Below are 18,994 nucleotides of genomic sequence, written 5' to 3'. Positions count from 1 at the left end.
TCAATGCCATGATCGACGACCATGACGCTTCGCCTCGCTTCACTGCGCTCCGTCGTGGCGGCCGCCGTGCTCGCCGCGGTGGCTCTCACCCCGGGTGCGGCCGTCGCCGCGCCCACGCTCGCCTGGGCTCCCTGCACCGAGGAGGACCTGCTCGGGCTCGACTGCACCGGTTACGAGGTGCCGCTCGACCATGACCGGCCGCGCGGCGGGACCACCACGATCGCGCTCGCCCGGCGCCCGGCCACCGACCCGGACCGGCGGATCGGCACGCTGTTCGTCAATCCCGGCGGGCCCGGCGGCGCCGGCCGGTTCCTGGCCGCGGTCGCGGACCTGCTCCTGCCGCCGGAGGTGCTGGCCCGGTTCGACGTGGTCGGCTTCGACCCGCGCGGCATCGGCGCCAGCGACCCGGTCCAGTGCTTCGCCACCGACGAGGAGGCGGCCGCGCTGCTGTCCCGGATGAGCGGGGTGCCGCTGACCGCGGAGCAGATCTCCTCGACGCTGCGCGCGAACCACGAGTACACCGAGGCCTGCAAGCGGAACATGGGCGCGCTGCTGCCGCACATGAGCACGCTGAACGTGGCCAAGGACCTCGATCTGCTGCGGCGCGCCGTCGGCGACGAGCGGCTGACCTACGTCGGCTACTCGTACGGCACGATGATCGGCGCGACGTACGTGAACCTGTTCCCGCAGCGGGTGCGCGCCGTGATCCTGGACGGCAACGTCGACCCGGACCAGCGGGCGAACCGGCGGCTGGCCAACAAGTTCGACCGGGCCGGCGGGTTCGAGGTCGCGCTGGACGGTTTCCTGCGGGCCTGCGACGCGGCCGGGCCGGCGTGCGCGTTCGCCGGTGGCGCGCGGGCGAAGTTCGACGCGATGCGTGAGCGGCTGCGCCAGGGGCCGGCCGACGTGCCACCGTTCGGCACCGTGACCATCGACGACCTGACCGGGTTCATCAGCAGCGTGCTCTACGACGTGCGCGCGTTCCCGGACGCGGCGGCCACGCTGCAGGCGCTGCACGAGGGGCTCTCCGGCACGGCCGGGCGCGCCGCGGGCGTACCGCCGATGGCCCTGGAGGCTCTTCCGCCGCGCGGTGGGCTCGCCGACGCCTACGCGTTCAACAGCAACGACGCGTTCTTCGCGGTGAACTGCGCGGACGCGCCACTGCCCCGGGACCCGGCGCGCTACCCGGGCTTCGCGGCCGCGTTCGAGGCCGCGCACCGGACGTTCGGGCGGGCCGAGGCGTTCAGCGAGGTCGGCTGCGCGAACTGGCCGCGGATCGAGGAGCGGTACGCCGGGCCGTGGGACCGCCGGACCGCGCGGACCGTGCTGGTGGTCAACCCGACGTTCGACCCGGCCACCCGCTACGACTTCGCGGTCCGGATGACCCGGCAGCTCGGCAACGCCCGGCTGCTCACGCTGGACGGTTTCGGCCACGCCAGCGGCGACAGTGCGTGCGTGACCGGCTGGTACGCCCGCTACCTGGTCGAGGGGGCGGTGCCGCCGGCCGGGACCCGGTGCGCGCAGGACGTGGCGCCGTTCCCCGCGGTGGGCTGAACCGGCGGCGACGGGCGGGCCTGCCCCCACAGGCCCGCCCGTTGGCCGCCGCCGGCTCGGTGTCCCCCCGGGCACCGATTCCCCCACATACCGCCCGTCCGACGGTAGTTGCGAAGCGGATCTTGACACAATGGCAAACACCTGTTCGAACGATCACATGACGTGATGTCCGTCAACGCTGCTCGGGGAACAGGTGCGCGAACGCCTGCAGGTTCGCCAGCGACTCGCCGCGCTTCACCCGCCACTCCCACTCGCGCTTGATCGAGCTGCCGAACCCGATCTCCAGCATCTGGTCGAACGACTCGTCCGCGTACGTCAGGACGGAGCCGAGCAGCCGGTCCAGCTCGTCGGCGTCCAGACCGGTCAGCGCGACCCGGCCGGTCAGGTAGACGTCGCCGGCCGCGTCGATGGAGAACGCGACGCCGTAGAGGCGCGCGTTGCGGCGCAGCAGCCAGGCCCAGAGCGCCTCCGCGTTCTCGTCCGGGCGGCGCATCACGAACGCCTCGATCCGCAGCGAGTGCTCGCCGACGATCAGGTTGCAGACGGTCTTGAGCTTGTGCGTGCCGGGCAGCGTCACCGCGAACGACCGGTCACCGGTCGGCTCGCAGGGCAGCTCCCGCTCCGCGCAGACGTCCTCGATCAGCCGTGCGACATCCGTCATCATGCCCCTCCGTAGGCCCCGGCCAGCTCCGCCGTGATCCGCCGGCGGTGCGCGGTCACCGCACCACGGTAGACGTCCAGCAACCCGGCCGCAGTGCGCTGCCAGGAGAACTGGCGGGCGTGCTGCACCGCGCCCAGGGACAGTTCGCGCAGCCGGCCCGGCTCGGCCAGCAGCCCGCCGAGCGCGCGGGCCCACTCCGCGGACGAGTGCCCGTCGACCAGCACGCCGCTCACGCCGTCCGCGACCGCGCGGCTCAGCCCGCCCACGTTCGCGGCCACCACCGGCGTGCCGCACGCCTGGGCCTCCAGCGCGACCAGCCCGAACGACTCGTTGTGCGACGGCACCGCGACCAGGTCCGACGCCCGGTAGAGCGCGGGCAGCCCGGGACCGGCCTGCGGTGGCATGAACCGCACCGAGTCCGCGATGCCGAGCCGGTGGGCCAGCTCGATCAGCGCGGTCGGCCGGTCCAGCCCACTGCCGCTCGGGCCACCGCAGATCACCACGGTCAGGCCGTCCCGGGACTCCAGCTCCGCGGCCGCGCGGACCAGCACGTCCGGCGCCTTGAGCGGCTGGATCCGGCCGACGAACGTGACGATCCGGCCGCGTTCCGGCAGGTCGAGCAGGCGGCGGGCGGCGAGCCGGTCGGCCTCGGCGCGGCCGGCCGGCGCGGGACGGAACCGGTCCAGGTCCACGCCCGGCTCGACGATCGCCACCCGGGACGGGTCCGCGCCGTACAGCCGGGTCAGGTCCTCGGCCTCGGCGAGCGTGTTCGCGACCAGCCGGTCGGACTCGGCCACCACCTGCTCCTCGCCGATCACCCGCGCCTTCGGCTCCGGGCGGTCACCGACCGCGAGCTGCGCGTTCTTGACCTTGGCGAGCGTGTGCGCGGTGTGCACCAGCGGCACACCCCAGCGGTCCTTGGCGAGCCAGCCGACCTGGCCGGAGAGCCAGTAGTGGGAGTGGATCACGTCGTAGTGGCCGGGCGCCCGGGACGCCTCCGCGCGCAGCACGCCGTTGGTGAACGCGCACAGCTGAGCCGGCAGTTCCTCCTTGGCCAGGCCCTCGTACGGGCCGGCGGTCACGTGCCGGACCAGCACACCGGGGCTCATCTCGACCACCGGCGGCAGCCCGCCGCGGGTGGCCCGGGTGAAGATCTCCACCTCGACGCCCAGCTCGGCCAGGCGGCGGGCGACCTCGACGATATAGACGTTCATGCCGCCGGCATCACCGCTGCCCGGTTGGTCGAGCGGCGAGGTGTGCACGGAGAGCGTCGCAATCCGCCGGGGTGTTGGCCAGGCCGTTCGCTGCCGAGCCACTGACACGGTCGCCTCCAGCGGATCAATTGTTGCGATTTTTACGCCGTGGTTTCCAACCACGCCGCGCCGACCCATCTTCCCCGCAGATTTTCGCCGGACATGCACTCCCGCAGCCGCACGTGATCCAACTCATTCCTCCGCGTGCCCCCGGCGTCACGGGCGGTTCCGGCGCGTACGGCAGGATCGAGGGGTGACTGATACCCCCATCGCCGTCGTCACCGGCGCCTCCAGCGGCATCGGCGCGGCCAGCGCCCGCCGGCTCGCGGCCGACGGCTTCCACGTGATCGCCACCGCGCGGCGCGCCGAGCGCCTCACCGCGCTGGTCGCGGAGATCGAGGCGGCCGGTGACCGGGCCACCGCGGTCGCCGCCGACGTCACCGACGACGCGTCCGTGCGTGCGCTGGCCGACGCCGTTCCCGGGCCGGTGACGCTGCTGGTCAACAACGCCGGCGGCGCGCTCGGGCTGGACCCGGTGGAGAGCGGCCCGGTCGCGGACTGGCAGCGGATGTTCGACACGAACGTGCTCGGCACGCTGCGCGTCACGCAGGCGCTGCTGCCCGCGTTGGAGGCGTCCGGCGCCGGGACGATCGTCGTGATCGGCTCCACCGCCGCGTTCACGCCGTACGAGGGCGGTGGCGGTTACGCCGCGGCCAAGCACGCCCAGACCGCGCTGACCGGCACGCTGCGCCTGGAGCTGAACGGGCGCCCGATCCGGGTGATCGAGATCGACCCGGGCATGGTGAAGACGGAGGAGTTCGCGCTGACCCGGTTCGACGGTGACGTCGCGCGCGCGGAGGCGGTCTACCGGGGCGTGGCCGAGCCGCTGCTGGCCGAGGACATCGCGGACTGCGTCTCCTGGGTCGCCACCCGCCCGCACCACGTGAACGTGGACCGGCTCGTGGTCCGCCCGCTCGCCCAGGCCGCACAGCACAAGGTGCACCGGACCGGCTAGATGAGGGTGCAGGGCGTCGTCACCCGCGGGACCACGAATCCCAACCGGCTGCGCCGGGTGGACAACTGGATCGCGGACCGGTACGGCGATCTGCTCCGGGACGCGGCCGACCCGCTCGTCGTCGACCTCGGTTACGGCGCCACCCCGGTCACCGCCGTGGAGCTGCGCGCCCGGCTGGCCCGCCGGGTGCGCCCGGACGTGCGGGTGACCGGCCTGGAGATCGACCCGGCCCGGGTGGCGGCCGCGCAGCCGGCCGCGGACCCGCCGTGGCTGGAGTTCCGGCGCGGCGGGTTCGAGCTGGCCGGGTTGCGGCCGGTCGTGGTCCGCGCGTTCAACGTGCTCCGGCAGTACCCGGAGTCCGAGGTCGCGGCCGCCTGGGCGCTGATCACCGCCCGGCTGGCACCCGGCGGTGTGCTGGTCGAGGGCACCTGCGACGAGCCGGGCCGGCTGGCCGCCTGGATCGCGCTGGACGCGGCCGGCCCGCGCACGCTCACGCTCGCGGCCCGGCTGGCGAACCTGGACACGCCGGCCACGCTCGCGGAACGGCTGCCGAAGGCGCTGATCCACCGCAACGTGCCGGGCGAGAACGTGCACGCGCTGATCCGCGCGCTGGACGACGGCTGGCGGGACGCGGCGCCGTTCGCGGTCTTCGGCCCCCGCCAGCGCTGGGTGCGGGCGGTCCGGGCGGTCGCGGACGCGGGCTGGCCGGTGCGGGACGGCCCCCGCCGCTGGCGCCTGGGCGAGTTGACGATCGGTTGGGATTCGGTTGCCGCGAGGTAGCAAAAACCTCAGGACCGCGTCGGTACGGCCGATCGGCCGGTGGTGAGCGCGAACCTCAAGCTGGCCGCCGCGATCATCGTGCGCGACGAGGCGGAGCTGCTGTCCCGCTGCCTGGACTCGCTGCACGGCGTGGTCGACGAGATCCACGTGCACGACACCGGCTCCACCGACGGCAGCCCGGAGGTCGCCACGCGGGCCGGCGCGTGCGTCACCACCGGGCCCTGGACCGACCATTTCGCGGACGCGCGCAACGCGGCGCTGCACGGCTGGACCGCGGACTGGGTGCTCTCCGTGGACGCGGACGAGCACGTCGTGGCGAACGCCGGCCGGCTGCGCGAGCTGCTCGCCGGCACGGACGCGGACGCGGCCACGCTGGAGATCGACAGCGACCGGCAGGACAGTGCCGTCACGTTCCGGGCGGCGCGGCTGTTCCGCCCGGACCGCACGACGTGGACCAGGCGGATCCACGAACAGATCACCGCGCGCGACGGCACGCTGCGGCTCGCCGCGCTCCCCCGCGACGTGGCCCGGATCGTGCACGCCGGCTACGCGACCGCGGACCGCCGTGAGGCCAAGGCGCTGCGCAACGTGCTGCTCGGCCGGGTGCAGCTGGACGACCTGGCCGCGGACCCGGCGGGCAACCGGGACCGGATCGCCCGCACGCTGCTCGACCTCGGGCGCAGCTGCATCGTCGCCGGGCACCGGCAGGACGCGGTGGACACGCTGGAGTTGCTGCGCGAGCTGTTCCCGCGCACCCGGGAGCGGCTGCAGGGCACCGACCAGCTGGCGCAGCTGATGCTGGCCGAGGGGATGGACGAGGTCGCGCTGGTGCTGGTCGAGGACCTGCGCGCGGCCGGCGCGGAGTCCTCGTACTGCGACTGGCTCGCCGCACAGGCCCTGGCCCAGCTCGGCGAGGTCGACGAGGCCGCGCGCCTGCTGAGCAACGTCGGCCGGGTGGTGGACACGGCCGGGCGCCGGCACGGCCCGGCCGCGCTCACCGAGATGAAGGTGCTGGTCGCCGAGCTCCAGGCGAAGCTGACCTCGGTCTGACCGGCTGGCGGCGCCGACCTCGGTCCGGCCGGCCGGCCGCGCTGACCTCGGTCCGGCCGGCCGTGTGCGTGCCGCCGGGAGCGCCGGCTAGCCGCCGCCGGGCAGCGTGAACCAGAACCGGCTGCCGCCACCCGCGTTCGACTCCACGCCGATCTCGCCGCCGTGCCGTTCCACGATCCGCTGGCAGATGGCCAGGCCGAGTCCGGTCCCGGGCCGGTCGGCGCCGTTCGGCGAGCGGTGGAACGCGTCGAAGACCCGGGCCCGGTCCACCTCCGGCACGCCGATCCCGTGGTCCGCGACCTCGATCCGGGTGCGGGCACCGGCCGGTACGGAGACGATCTCGATCTGCGGGGTCTCGCCGGGCCGGGTGTACTTGACCGCGTTCCCGACCAGGTTCTCCAGCACGTGCCGCAGCATGCCGGGGTCGGCCAGCACGGTGGGCAGCGCGCCGATCCGTACCGTGGCGTGGTCGGCCGTGTCCTGGTCCGCCGCGACGTCGGTGGCCAGCGCGCCCAGGTCGACCGGCCGTGGGTCGAGCGGCGCCGCGTCCGCGGTGGCGTACGCGAGCAGGTCGTCGATCAGCCGGTTCATCCGGGCCAGTCCGCGTTCCACGGCCCGCCAGTCCGCGTCGCCGGTGTCCCGGTCCGGTGCGTCGCGGAGCAAGTCCACGTGACCGGCCACCGAGGCCAGCGGCGCCTTCAGGTCGTGCCCGGCCATGGCCAGGAAGCCGCGCAGCTCGCCCTCGGTGCGGCGGAGCTGCCGTTCGGTCTCCTCGCGGCGCGCGATGTCCGCCTGCAGCGCCGCCGTGGCGGCCGCGACCCGGCCCAGCGCGCGCCCGCGGGACGTGCCGAGGATGCCGATGATGCCCACCACCAGCGCCGTGATCACGGTCCCGGTCAGCGCGGACGCCGGCACCAGCCAGGGTGCTTCGCCCTCGGCCAGCGTGCCGGTCGGTTTCACGGTCAACTGCCAGGTCCGCTGCGCGACGCCGACGGAGACGGTACGGGTGAGGTCGCCGTCGCCGTGCTCCTCGCCGGCCGGCCAGGTCGCGACCGGCGTGCGGATGCCCTCCGCGGACGAGTCCAGCAGCTCCACCTCGATCATGCTCAGCGCGCTGTTGCGCATGGCCGCGGCGAGGAACGTGCCACCGCGCAGGCCCAGCACCGCCCAGCCGCTGACCCGGTCCGCGGTCGGCCGGTAGAACGGCACCGCGACCACGAACGACAGCTGACGCCGGGCGGCCGGCAGGTTCTCGTCGCGGGCCAGCACGTACGTCCGGCTGATCGCGGCCGCGCCGGTGTTCGCGGACTGCCGCAGCGCACCGCGCAGTTCGGCGCGCTTGGCCAGGTCCGGGCCGATCATCTGCGGGCGGCCGTCGAAGTCGCGGGTGAGCACCGCGAACACGTGCTCGTCCTCGGCCGGGTCGGGGCGCAGCGTCAGCCCGGTCGCGCCCTGCGCCCGCCAGTACGCCTGGGTGGCCGGCACCGCCGCGGTGTCCACGGCGACCAGCACGGAGACCGCGGTGAGCGCGGGCAGCCGGCGGGTGGACAGCGCGGCGCTGATCCGGGTGAAGTCCTCCGCGGTCAGGTCGGTCTGGGCGCCGAGCGCGGTGGCGACGTCGGTGAGCGCGTCGACGTACCGGGCGGCCTCGGCGGAGACACCGGCCCGGACCAGGTCGACCCGGCGGTCGAGCGCCTGCCGCTGGTTGCGGTCGGCCAGGCCGTTCAGCGCGCCGCAGAGCGAGACGGTGGCCAGGATGCCGAGCGCGGCGACACCGGCGGCGAGCGCGGCGACGCTGCGCTGCAATCTCGGCATTACACCAGATTAAGCAACAGAAAGGGCCGCCCGGGATGTTTCCCGGGCGGCCCTTCCATCGGGGGGTCCTACTTGAGCGAGACGTTGAAGATCGGGTCAGCCGCGATCTTCTTGAACGCGGCCAGCGCGGACGCGCTGCTGGTGACCGCGATGTTCCGGTCGCCGGTGTCGTCGGCCGGGCAGTCGAAGTAGACCATCGCCTTGACCGCCGGGCGCGCCTTGAGCTGGTTCAGCACGGTGTCGAAGACCGCGCCCTTGTCCGCGGTGCGCTTCAGGCTGTGGTAGACGCCCCACTCGGCGACCATGATCGGCTTACCGGCGTGCTTCGTGGTCGCCCAGCCGTAGAAGCCGAGCTTGTTCGTGCCGGCGACCGGGCCGCGGTCGAGCAGGTTGTTGAAGTCGCCGTGGTGGTAGCCCTTCTCCGCGTTCAGGTACGAGTCCAGGCCGATCCAGTCCACGACGTCGTCGCCCGGGTACAGGTCCGGCCACCAGGACTTGGCCAGGTAGGTCTCGTTGCCCATGTAGGCGACCACGTTGATCGCGTTGGTGACGCCGTTCGCGCGCAGCCGCTGGATCACGTGCCGATACATGCCGGCGTAGTCCTTGGCGGTCATGCCCGACTCCGGGTTGGTGTTGACGTCGTTCTCCGGCTCGTGGTGCAGCGCCAGGAAGAACGGCTTCTTGACGTTCGCCTTGACGTACGCGGCCCAGCGGTCGATGCGCTTGTCCTGCTTGCCCGCCTTCACCCCGGCCCAGGTGTCGCCGTACGCGACCTTCCAGTTCAGCAGCAGCGTGCGCGGCTTCGCGGCGTCCTGCGTCATGGCGAGCTCGGCCTTGGTCGGGAACAGCTCGTTGCCCTTGTGGTACGTGTGGTAGATCGCGGCGGTACGGCCGGTCGCGGCCTCCCACTGCTTCAGCGCGGTGTCCCGCGGGGTCGAGGTGAAGCCGCCGGCCGCCGCACCCCACAGCACGCCGCAGGTCGGGACCAGCTTCGCGCCGGTGGTGCAGCCGGACACCGGGGCGGCCGGGGTCGCCGGGGCCGGGGTGGCCGCGCCGGCCACGGTCAGCCGCAGCGCCGGGCGCAGGCCCGCGGTGCCGTGCTCGGTGGAGTGGATCCGGGTGGCCGCGGTGGTGGAGCTGGAGCTGATCGCGAACGAGTAGGTGCCGGCCGCCGTGATCTGGGCGCCGAGGTCGAGGACGACCTCCCGCTGGCCGGCGGCCAGCTTCGCGGACACCGTGGTGGTGCCCAGCGCCGGGGCGTTCGTCGAGGTCAGCGTGGACTCGGCCCACGAGCTGGTGAGCACCCGGGTGACGGTCAGCGTGCTGCCGGCCGGTGCGCCGTCCAGCGCCAGCGCCAGCTTCGCGCCGGTCGCGGCCTTGCCGGTGGTGAACTTCAGGTAGGAGACCTTGCGGTCACCGGCGACCGTGCCGGCGACCAGCTTCGTCTCCGAGCCGGTGGTCAGGCTCTTGCGGGCGGAGGACGTGTAGGCGTCGTCCGAGGCGGAGACCGACAGCTGCGTCGTGGTGGTCGTGGCCGCCTGCGCGGGCGCGCCCGCGATTGCACCGACCGCCAGCGAGCCCGCCAGCAGCGTCCCGAAGACTCCCTGAGTCCTGCGCAATGTGTCACCCTTCCGTCGGCCGCCCCTGCGGCTCACCGCCTGACAGGAACTAGATTCGGCCGCGCCCGTAGCAGGTCCCGGACCCGTGACGGTGCGAGCCGGTTGCGCATCCGAGCCGCCCGATTTATGGGAGAATTCACGGATCAAGGGGGTTTTTCGTCGGAAGCCCGGAGTCGTTGTGCAGGACTGGTCCACCGATTACGCGCAGGGGCTGCTCGAGGCGGCGCCGGACGCGATCGTCGTAGTGGCCGAGGACGGCCGGATCACGCTGATCAACGCGCAGGCCGAGCGCCTCCTCGGTTACCGGCGGGACGAGCTGGTCGGCCGGACCGTGGAGATGCTGGTCCCGGCGGCGGCACGGGACGCGCACCCCTCGCACCGGCAGGAGTACATGCAGGCCGCCCGGCCGCGGCCGATGGGCTCCGGCACGCTGGCCGCACGCCGGCGGGACGGGTCCGAGTTCCCGGCCGAGATCTCGCTGTCCGCGATCCGTACCCCCGAGGGGCTGTTGATCGCCGCCGCGATCCGGGACGTCAGCGACCGGCTGGAGGCGCAGGCCGAACGGGAACGCCTGACCGCGATCGCGGAGCGGGAGCGGCTCGAGGCCCGGCTGCAGCAGTCACAGCGGTTGGAGAGCCTCGGCCAGCTGGCCGGCGGCGTCGCGCACGACTTCAACAACCTGCTCGCGGTGGTGCTCAACTACATCGCGTTCATCGCGGAGGAGGTCGGCGACGCCGCGACCGGCGACCCGGACCGCTGGGATCCGGTGCTGAAGGACATCAACCAGATCCAGCGCGCCGCGGAACGCGCCATCTCGCTCACCCACCAGCTGCTCGCGTTCGGCCGGCGCGAGGTGGTCAAGCCGCGGGTGCTCAACCTCAACACGGTGGTACGTGAGGTGGAGGCGCTGCTGCAGCGCACGATCGGCGAACACGTGCGGCTGGAGACCGCGCTCGCCGCCGACCTGTGGCCGATCCGCGCGGATCCGGGTCAGCTCACCCAGGTGCTGGTCAACCTCGCGGTCAACGCGCGGGACGCGATGCCCGGCGGCGGCAGCCTGACCATCGGCACCGACAACGTGACGGTGGACGAGAGCTACCTGGCCGGCCGGCCCGGGCTGCACCCCGGCTCGTACGTGCGGTTGCAGGTCAGCGACACCGGCGGGGGCATGCCGAAGGAGGTCGCGGACCGCGCGTTCGAGCCGTTCTTCACCACCAAGCCGAAGGGCGAGGCGACCGGGCTCGGCCTGGCCACGGTGTACGGCACGATCGCGCAGACCGGCGGGCAGGTCAGCATCTACTCGGAGCCGGACGTCGGCACCACGATCAGCGCGCTCGTCCCGGCCAGCGAGGAGGCGCTGCCGGTCGTGGAGCAGCAGACCTCGACGCTGCCCGAGGTCGCGGCCGGCGGCGGCGAGACCGTGCTGGTGGTCGAGGACGAGGACGCGATGCGCGACGTCACCCACCGCATCCTCACCCGGAACGGGTACCGGGTGCTCACCGCGCCCGGCGGCGATCGCGCGCTGGACCTGGTGCGCCACCACGACGGGCCGATCCACCTGCTGCTCAGCGACGTCATCATGCCGAAGATGCTGGGCAAGGAGGTCGCGGAGCGGGTCACCGCGCTGCGGCCGGACACCCGGGTGCTGTTCATGTCCGGCTACGCCCGCCCGGTCCTCACCGAGAACGGCACGCTGGGTGACGACGTCACGCTGGTCGCCAAGCCGTTCTCCGAGCGCGGGCTCCTCCAGTCCGTCCGCTCCGTCCTCGACGACTGACCCCGCTCCCGCGCGCCTTTGCTCTGCTTACCTTCGCAGAACGGGAGAAAAGGGCGCCGCGGCGTGCGCGGTATGCGCGCTTTGCGATGGTAAGCAGAGCAAACGGCGGCCCGGAGGTCTGTCAGGCGGCCTCGATGGTCAGGATGAAGAGCGCGCCGTGCGGCTCGACCGGCTGGTAACGGACCGTGCCGCCGTTCGCCTCGGCCAGGTGACGGACGATGAACAGGCCGAGGCCGGCGCCGCGCATGAAGCGGTCGAAGAGTGTCGGCACGAGGTGGTCGGGGACGCCGGGGCCGTGGTCGCTGATCTCGATGACCAGCTGGTCGCCCTCGCGGCGCCCGGTCAGCGCGATCGGCGCCCGGCCGTACTTCACCGCGTTGCTGAGTATGTTGAGCAGTATCTGCCAGAGGTGACCGCGGTCGGCGAGCGCGGCCAGGTCCGGTTCCACCTCGACCCGCACCGGTGGCGCCGTGGGTGGCAGGTTGCTGATCGCGGACTCGGCCACGTCCCGCACCGGCACCGGGGTGCGGCGCGCGGTGACCTTGCCGGCGTCCAGGCGGAACAGCAGCGTCAGGTCGTTCATCATGCCGATCAGCCGCCGGGTGTTCTTGTCGATCTTCGTGCTGAGCTCCAGGCGGATGTCGTCCTCGAGGTCGTTCCAGTCGACCGTGAGCAGCTCCGCGAGGCTGGCGATCGAGCTCAGCGGCTGGGCCAGCTCGTGCGACACCATCGACATCAGATCGGACTTGAACTCGACCGCGCGCTCCAGCCGCTGGTTCGCCTCGACCAGCTCCGCGTTGGTGGTCTCGGTCTCCGCGGCGTGCGCGGCAACCGCCTCCTCGGTGCGCTTCCGCCCGGTGATGTCGACGTAGGTCACCACGTACGCGCGCGGTCCGCCCGGGCCGGGCAGCGCCGCCATCGACGCCAGGACCGGCACGTCCTCCCCGTTCGGGCGGCGCAGCACGGTGTCGCCGCCGGGTCGCTCCGCGACCTCCAGGGGCGGATCCCACGGGTACGGCGGGAGGTGGCCGATCGCCTCGCGCGGGGTCCGGCCGGTCAGCTCGCACCAGTGCCGGTTCACGTCCAGCACGCGGTGGTCCCGGTCGAGCACCACCACGCCCTCGTTGATCGACTGCAGCAGTGTCTCGGTGAACTCGCGGCGCTCCTCCAGCGCGTCGACCAGCTGCTGCTGCACGCGGTCGGAGACGTTCAGCTCGCGCACCAGCCGGGCCAGCACCACCAGCAGCGCGAGCGTGGCCAGGATCGCGGCGCCGGTGATCGCGGTGGCCGGGCGGTCCACGCCCGCGTAGACCGCCGCGATCGCCAGCAGGCCGGCCACCACCGGCAGCAGCACCAGCGCGAACGCGAGCCGGCGGCCGACCGAGGCACCGCGGCTGGTGCCGGTCAGTGCCGCGAGCGGGCCGCGCTGCGGGCGCGCAACCAGCAGGCCGAGGCAGAGCGCGAGCACGGCGAGCGCGGTGATCGGCGACATGACCGTGGCGGCGCCGGTGCCGGCACCCTCCCGGTACGCCTGGCCGAAGATCTGCACCACCAGCGCCACCACCGCAATCGTGGCGGCGCCGAGCCCGAGCAGGTCGGCCGCGCCCGCGGTCTCCGCGCCGAGGCCACGCCGGTCGCCGGCGCGCCGGTCGCCGCCCGCCCGCCGGTCGCCGCCGACGGCCCGCCGGTCTCCCCCGCCGCGCCGCTGGTCCGCGACCGCGGTCTCCGGGGAGAGCGCCGGTACGGCCGGGTCCGCCGCGGTGACCGTACCGCTGATGATCGTGGTCTCGGTGCCGGCCGGGTCCGGCCGCGGCGTGCGCGGTGCGGCCCGGCGGTCCAGCGTGATCAGCGCGGCTCCGACCAGCATCAGCGTCAGCGCGGTGGTGGTCGACGTGCGGCCGAGCGGCGCGTCGTGGATGCCCAGGAAGTCGAGCGCGACCGGTCCGATGCGCCCCGGCCCGAACAGGCGGGCGATCAGCCCGGTGGCACCGGCCAGCACGGTGATCAGCCCGAGGAACCGCCCGGCCAGCCGGGCCTGCGGCTGCGGGCGGCCGGGGGCCAGCGCGATCAGGCCGCAGCCGGCCGTGGCGAGCGCCACCGCGACCAGCGGCGCGGGCGTACCGGGACCGAAGAGGTCCCCGGCCGAGGAGCCGTCTCCCCAGGTCAGCAGCGTGACCATGCCGAGGGAGGCGACGGCGACGCCGGCACCGATGGCGAACGCGCCGTGGAGTCGGCGCCCGTACTGCGGGATGTCCACGGCCGAAAGCTCCTCATGAACGGACCGGCCCTGTATCGGTGTGGGGCCCGGAGCAAGGCGAGGTCCAGGTGTCGTCTGGCTGTGCGCCGTGGGCCCGGATACCGGCGTCGTATCTGGGGTGTTCGCGACGGCGGCCAGGCGGCTCCTGGGCCATGCCGCAGCCCGGGCATCCACGCCTATATAGGGCCTAAAGGAGCCTATCAGGCAAATGCTCGCCCTTATGCAAGAAAGCGCACAGAGCCCGGGTGGGCTCGGTGCGCTTTCTACGCGGTCTGTGCGGCGGTCAGGCGGTGCGGGACGAGCCGGTCCAGGCGAACCCGGCCTCGACGAGCACCCGGTTCGCCATCTTGGCGATCTCGCCGGCGTGCCGGTTCGCGTGGTGGCCGCAGAACGAGAGCTCACCGCCCCCGGAGAGGCGCACGCCCAGCTTCGCAGCCGCCCCGCAGCTGTCGCAGCGCTCGGTGACGGTGTTGACGATCTCCACCTGGGTGGGGTTCAGCAGTGCGTTCATGGCGTTGGCCTCCTTGGTCGGTCGAACGATGCGTCGGCGCGGCCTTGTGGCCCGGACGAGGTCAACATCGGTCTCCGTTCCACCCGTTTTAGCGCGGCACCCGGCTCCTAACCAAGCCGCTACCCCGGGTTACCGCTACCGGGGGCCTCATTTGCGACGCTCGCCACACCTTGAACCTCATACCCCCAGCTCAACGGCGCCACAACGTACCCGCGCGGGGTCTTGTCACCGGCTCGTCGACGCGCTACCGGAGCGCAACCCCGTGGGTCCCCGGCCGCGACCCCGGCCGCCGAATCTGGTTCAGGTCGGCGGCCAGCAGGGCCCCGGCAGAGGAAAGGGAGTTCATGACCGCGTTTCACCGCACCGGCCGGCGTACCACCGGTCTCGCCATCGCCTCCGCCACCGCCGCCGCGTTCGTCGCGCTGACCGGCGTGGGCGTGGCCCAGGCCGCCGCACCGGCCACCGGCGCCGTCCTCCAGGACGGGGCGCCGGGCGCGATCAAGGACAGCTACATCGTGGTCCTGCGGGACACCGCGGCGACCGGCCGATCCGCGAACGTGGCGGGCGACCTGGCGAAGCGGTACGGCGGCAAGGTCCGCGCGTCGTTCACCTCGGCCGTGCGCGGCTTCACCACCGAGATGTCCCGGACCGCGGCGCGGCGCCTCGCGGCCGACCCCGCCGTCAAGTTCGTCGAGCAGGACCGCCGCGTCACGATGAGCGGCACGCAGAGCAACCCGACCTGGGGCCTGGACCGCATCGACCAGCGCACCCTGCCGCTCAGCCGGAGCTACACCTCCCCGTCCGCGTCGAACGTGACCGCGTACGTGCTGGACACCGGCGTGCGGATCAGCCACCAGGACTTCGGCGGCCGGGCCAGGCACGGCTGGGACTTCGTCGACAACGACGCGGTCGCGGACGACTGCCAGGGCCACGGCACCCACGTCGCCGGTACGGTCGGCGGCACCGCGTACGGCGTCGCCAAGGACGTCAAGCTGGTGTCCGTGCGGGTGCTCGGCTGCGACGGCAGCGGCAGCTACTCGCAGATCATCGCGGGCGTCGACTGGGTCACCCGCAACGCGGCGAAGCCGGCCGTGGTGAACATGAGCCTCGGCGGCTCGGCCTCGGCGTCGCTGGACGACGCGGTGCAGCGCTCGATCAACTCGGGCGTGACGTACGTGCTGGCCGCCGGCAACGACAACCGGGACGCCTGCGGTTCCTCCCCGGCCCGGCTCCCGGCCGGCATCACGGTCGGCGCCTCGGACAGCGTCGACGCCCGCGCGTCGTTCTCGAACTGGGGCAGCTGCCTGGACCTCTTCGCGCCCGGCGCGCGGATCCTGTCGGCGGCCCGGTCCGGCGACACCGCCACCGCCACGATGAGCGGCACCTCGATGGCGGCGCCGCACGTGGCCGGCGCGGCCGCGCTGGTGCTGGGCGCGAACCCGCTGGCCACCCCGCAGCAGGTGCGTGACGCGCTGACCGGCGCGGCCACCACCGGCCGGGTGTCCGGCGCGAACGGCTCGCCGAACCGGCTGCTCTACACCGGCACGGCCACCGCGCCGCTGGCCGTGCAGACGCCGGTCACCCCGGCGACCGCGAACTGCAACCGGGTCGAGTCGCTCACCGACGTGGCGCTGCCCGCGACCTCGGCGCTGACCGTCGCGAACTGCGGCCCGGCGTCCACCACGGCCTCGGCGCGGACCAGCGTGCAGGTGTCCGTCCGCCAGGCGGTCCGTGGCGACCTGCGGGTCCAGCTCACCTCCCCGAACGGGAAGATCTGGAACCTGAAGCCGTCCACCGGCACCGGCAACCTGAACGCCGTCTGGAACTTCGACGCCTCGAGCGCGCTGAAGAACGGCACCTGGACGCTGACGGTCAAGGACGCGCAGGGCCGGACCGGCCTGCTCGACTCCTGGACCCTCACGGTCTGACCCCGCGTCACCCCGGTGAGAGCCCCGCCGTCCCGTCCGGGACGGCGGGGCCTTTCGCGTTTCCGGGAAAAACCCAGAAAACGGATATAGCCTTATCTTTCGGTACGGTCGGAGGAGGGTGCGATGGTGCAGGACCTGCAGTCGCCGCCGCCCACGGTGCTCGTCGTCGACGACGAGGAGGACCTGCGCGACATCATGCGCCGCATGCTGGAGCGCAAGGGCTTCACCGCGCTCACCGCCGGCGACGCCGACGGCGCGATCGTCGCCTGCCGCGACCACGACGGCGGGATCGACCTGCTCGTGACGGACCTCAGCATGCCCGGTGTCACCGGGCGCGAGGTCGCGGAGCAGGCCTCGGCGATGCGCCCCGGGCTCCGCGTCATCTACGTCTCCGGCCTCCCCAAGGAGGTCGCGGTGGACAAGGGCATGGTCGACGAGCACGCCCGGCTGCTGCAGAAGCCGTTCACCACCAGCGCCCTGATCGACGCCGTCAACGCCGCCCTGCACGACGACCCGCCCGCCTAGTCTTCCGCCCGCCTAGCCTTCCGCCCGCTTTTGCTCTGCTTACCCGGGCGAAAACGGACGTGACGCGCACGCGCGGTCGTGGCGGCGCAGCCGCGCGGGTCGTGGCGGCGCAGCCGCGCGGCGGCGAGGTAAGCAGAGCGGAGCCGGTGACGCCGCGTGGCGTGGCCGGCTCGAATCTGCCCGATTTCGGTAGGTAAGCAGAGCAAAGGCGGGCGGGTGGCCAGCCGAGATGTCCGGGTGAGCGGCGGAGCGCGCCGGGCGGAAACGCACGAAGCCCCGGCCCGAGGAGCGGGCCGGGGCTTTCGCGTGGGTGGCGTCGGCGTCAGGACTTCTTGGTCGTGCGCCGGCTGTTCTTGGGGACGCGCTCGGTGGCGGCGTCCGCGGCGGCCAGGTCGACGGTGGAGTCGGCGCCCATGCCGCCGCTGATGCCCTCGCCGGCGCGGCGGGTGCCGCCGGTGACCGCGGCCGTGGCGGTGGAGGGGCCGGTGGCCGCGACCGCGGAGGCGGTGGCGCCGGTGGTGGTCGTGCCGCTGCCGGTGCCGGTCGTGTCGATGGTGGTCGTCGACTCGGTGGTGCCGGCGGTCTCCGCGGGCTTGGCGGCGCTGATCCGGCCGGCCGGCTGGGTGATCGGTTCGGGGCGGCGGTTGCGCATCATGGCCGGGCTGGGCGCGACCGACCGCTGGTTGCCGCGCTTCGTGCCGGCCCCGATGCCGGATCCGGCGCCGATGGTGGGCTTGGTCAGACTCTCGGAGAGCGTGCCCGCGGTGGTGATGCCGGGCTCGTTCGTACCGTAGGTCTTGTTCAGCCCCACGTTCATCCCGGCGTTCGTGCCGGCTCGGCCCATCGTGGTGGCGAGCGGCACGCCGGACGCCTGGTGCGGGCCGAAGCCGGCGTTCTCCATCAGCCGCTTGAAGCTGGTCAGGTCCGCCTTCAGCCGGCGGCTCAGCGAGTCCTGCGCGTGCCGGTCGCTGGGCATCAGCGCGGCCACGTCCGCGTCCATCTGCGCGATGATCTGGGTCCGTTCCGCGGTCATCGGCCGCAGCGTGATGACCTCCGAGAACGCGGGCCCGTTCGTGGCGCGCCAGGCGACCAGCTCGTCCGGGCGGCACTCGGTGATCTGCGCGTCGAACTCCCGTCGCTGACCGTCCAGATCCATGATCCAGTGGGTCTTGGTGCTGGACAGCTGCGTGACTTCCTGGACCCCGCTCATGAACTGCGGATAGTTCTCGAAGTGCGACAGCTGCTCGTAGACCGCATGCAGTGGCGCGCCCACCTCGATGGCCTGCTTCACGGTGCTCATCGGATCCTCCAACGACTAGGAGATCACCCCGGTCCGGGCAGGGGACCGGTTCCCCTGAGCGTAGCCAGGCAAAGTGAGCAAAAGCCGCGAATCGAAGAACCCCGTGTCAGAGCGTGGCGATGTACTGCCAGCGGCCGACCTGGGCGGCGTAGCGGGCGTCCGAGGCGGCGGAGACGGTCACGCCGGCCTCGAGCATGCGGCGCACCAGGGCCGCGGACGGGGTGCGCCAGGCCTCGCTGACCTCGACCGTGGCGTGCGTGACGCGGCAGCCCTCGACCAGGTGGGTGAGCAGGTGCGCGTCGATCTCGTCCTCGGTGATGCCGATCTGGTTGAGCAGGCTCAGCGGGCGGGACAGGCGGGCCGGCGCGTACCGGGCGGCGCGCTCGACGCCGCGGACCGTCGCCTCCACCGCGCGTTCGATCACGTCCGCGCGGCGTACCGTGCCGGCCGCGAGCAGGCCGCGGACCTGCTGCGGCGTGGCCGGGCCGGCGGCCAGCGGGAGGCGGCTGAGCGAGACCGAGATGGCGTCCAGGCCACCCAGGTCCGGCGGCCAGGCCAGCCAGCCGTCCGCCCGGATGATCTCGATCTCCGCCGCGACCGAGAGCCGGATGTCGGTGCGCTGCTGGGCGCGCCGGACCGAGTCGCCGTAGGCCGGCAGCCACGTGCTGTCCGGACCGGCCTGGTCCGCGAACGTGAGCGAGGTCAGGCCCGCACGGTCGGCGGCCATCACCACCACGCCGACGCTGTCGCGCCCCGCGGAGAAGCCGGTGTGGACGTGCGCGTCGGCGCACAGGTCAAGCATCGGCGTCGCCTCGACGGCGGCGGTGCGCTCTGCGCTCACGGTGTGCTCCCTGCGTCTCGCCCGGGCGCCGCCGATCGGCGCCTTCGGTGGGGCGACTCCCGCCCGAGATGACAATCGGCCCGGCGTGTAGTGCCGGTGGGTATCGCG

At 73.3% G+C, this 18,994-nt stretch carries 15 protein-coding genes; 7 read left to right on the top strand and 8 right to left on the bottom strand.

The genetic code is table 11. The annotated features are described in order from the left end of the window. The first annotated feature begins 21 nt into the window (after nt 1–21). On the top strand, nt 22–1,554 hold the full coding sequence (locus tag J2S44_RS21535) for an alpha/beta fold hydrolase (RefSeq protein ID WP_310416870.1): 1,533 nt from the start codon (nt 22–24) through the stop codon (nt 1,552–1,554). 172 nt (nt 1,555–1,726) lie between these two features. Here the strand turns inward: J2S44_RS21535 and J2S44_RS21530 are convergent, their stop codons facing one another. Together J2S44_RS21530 and mshA are read right to left on the bottom strand one after the other, a co-directional pair. Beyond that, a complete protein-coding gene (locus tag J2S44_RS21530; protein WP_310416866.1) occupies nt 1,727–2,215 on the bottom strand; it encodes a type III secretion system chaperone family protein in 489 nt (162 codons plus the stop codon). Next, entirely contained in the window at nt 2,215–3,606 is a 1,392-nt protein-coding gene (mshA, locus tag J2S44_RS21525; RefSeq protein WP_374727883.1) for a D-inositol-3-phosphate glycosyltransferase, read from the bottom strand. The genes J2S44_RS21530 and mshA overlap by 1 nt, the downstream gene beginning before the upstream one ends. Before the next feature lie 115 nt (nt 3,607–3,721). Here mshA and J2S44_RS21520 point away from each other — a divergent pair, with 115 nt between their 5' ends. The 3 genes from J2S44_RS21520 to J2S44_RS21510 are packed head-to-tail and all read left to right on the top strand — an operon-like array spanning nt 3,722 to nt 6,313. Next, nucleotides 3,722–4,483, top strand: a complete 762-nt coding sequence (locus tag J2S44_RS21520) for an SDR family NAD(P)-dependent oxidoreductase (RefSeq protein WP_310416863.1) — start codon at nt 3,722–3,724, stop codon at nt 4,481–4,483. Beyond that, nucleotides 4,484–5,263, top strand: coding sequence for a class I SAM-dependent methyltransferase (locus tag J2S44_RS21515; protein ID WP_310416860.1), 780 nt, complete (start codon nt 4,484–4,486; stop codon nt 5,261–5,263). It abuts the gene before it with no gap. Nucleotides 5,264–5,305: 42 nt separating this feature from the next. Further along, nucleotides 5,306–6,313 carry a glycosyltransferase gene (locus J2S44_RS21510; protein WP_310416857.1) on the top strand — a complete coding sequence of 336 codons (1,008 nt, stop codon included), beginning with the start codon at nt 5,306–5,308 and terminating at the stop codon, nt 6,311–6,313. Between the two features lie 87 nt (nt 6,314–6,400). Here J2S44_RS21510 and J2S44_RS21505 read toward each other — a convergent pair whose 3' ends face one another. Both J2S44_RS21505 and J2S44_RS21500 read right to left on the bottom strand, forming a co-directional pair. Then, nucleotides 6,401–8,128: a sensor histidine kinase gene (locus J2S44_RS21505; RefSeq protein ID WP_310416854.1), complete on the bottom strand. Its 1,728-nt coding sequence runs from the start codon at nt 8,126–8,128 to the stop codon at nt 6,401–6,403. Nucleotides 8,129–8,196: 68 nt separating this feature from the next. After that, on the bottom strand, nt 8,197–9,747 hold the full coding sequence (locus J2S44_RS21500) for a CBM96 family carbohydrate-binding protein (protein WP_310416851.1): 1,551 nt from the start codon (nt 9,745–9,747) through the stop codon (nt 8,197–8,199). Nucleotides 9,748–9,925: 178 nt separating this feature from the next. Between J2S44_RS21500 and J2S44_RS21495 the strand changes: the two genes are divergently transcribed. Beyond that, nucleotides 9,926–11,524 carry a PAS domain S-box protein gene (locus tag J2S44_RS21495; RefSeq protein ID WP_310416849.1) on the top strand — a complete coding sequence of 533 codons (1,599 nt, stop codon included), beginning with the start codon at nt 9,926–9,928 and terminating at the stop codon, nt 11,522–11,524. 121 nt (nt 11,525–11,645) lie between these two features. Here J2S44_RS21495 and J2S44_RS21490 read toward each other — a convergent pair whose 3' ends face one another. Both J2S44_RS21490 and J2S44_RS21485 read right to left on the bottom strand, forming a co-directional pair. After that, nucleotides 11,646–13,781, bottom strand: a complete 2,136-nt coding sequence (locus J2S44_RS21490; protein ID WP_310416847.1) for a sensor histidine kinase — start codon at nt 13,779–13,781, stop codon at nt 11,646–11,648. 283 nt (nt 13,782–14,064) lie between these two features. Further along, complete coding sequence (locus tag J2S44_RS21485; protein ID WP_310416844.1) at nt 14,065–14,292, bottom strand: DUF7455 domain-containing protein; 228 nt, start codon at nt 14,290–14,292, stop codon at nt 14,065–14,067. A 344-nt stretch (nt 14,293–14,636) separates the two neighbouring features. On the opposite strand from J2S44_RS21485, the gene J2S44_RS21480 reads away from it, so the two are divergent. Both J2S44_RS21480 and J2S44_RS21475 read left to right on the top strand, forming a co-directional pair. Continuing rightward, nucleotides 14,637–16,220 carry a S8 family serine peptidase gene (locus tag J2S44_RS21480; protein ID WP_310416841.1) on the top strand — a complete coding sequence of 528 codons (1,584 nt, stop codon included), beginning with the start codon at nt 14,637–14,639 and terminating at the stop codon, nt 16,218–16,220. Between the two features lie 123 nt (nt 16,221–16,343). Further along, the gene (locus tag J2S44_RS21475) at nt 16,344–16,745 is read left to right on the top strand and encodes a response regulator (RefSeq protein WP_310416838.1); all 402 of its coding nucleotides are present in this window, start codon (nt 16,344–16,346) and stop codon (nt 16,743–16,745) included. 322 nt (nt 16,746–17,067) lie between these two features. On the opposite strand, the gene J2S44_RS21470 is transcribed toward J2S44_RS21475, so the two are convergent. Together J2S44_RS21470 and J2S44_RS21465 are read right to left on the bottom strand one after the other, a co-directional pair. After that, a complete protein-coding gene (locus J2S44_RS21470; RefSeq protein WP_310416835.1) occupies nt 17,068–18,045 on the bottom strand; it encodes an SRPBCC family protein in 978 nt (325 codons plus the stop codon). Between the two features lie 106 nt (nt 18,046–18,151). After that, a complete protein-coding gene (locus J2S44_RS21465) occupies nt 18,152–18,886 on the bottom strand; it encodes a hydrolase (RefSeq protein WP_310416832.1) in 735 nt (244 codons plus the stop codon). Nucleotides 18,887–18,994 lie beyond the last annotated feature (108 nt).

Origin of the sequence: Catenuloplanes niger, from assembly GCF_031458255.1 — a bacterium.
GTDB lineage: Bacteria > Actinomycetota > Actinomycetes > Mycobacteriales > Micromonosporaceae > Catenuloplanes > Catenuloplanes niger.
The sequence above is the reverse complement of the archived record's forward strand: the minus strand, read 5'-3'. Positions and strand labels throughout refer to the sequence as shown.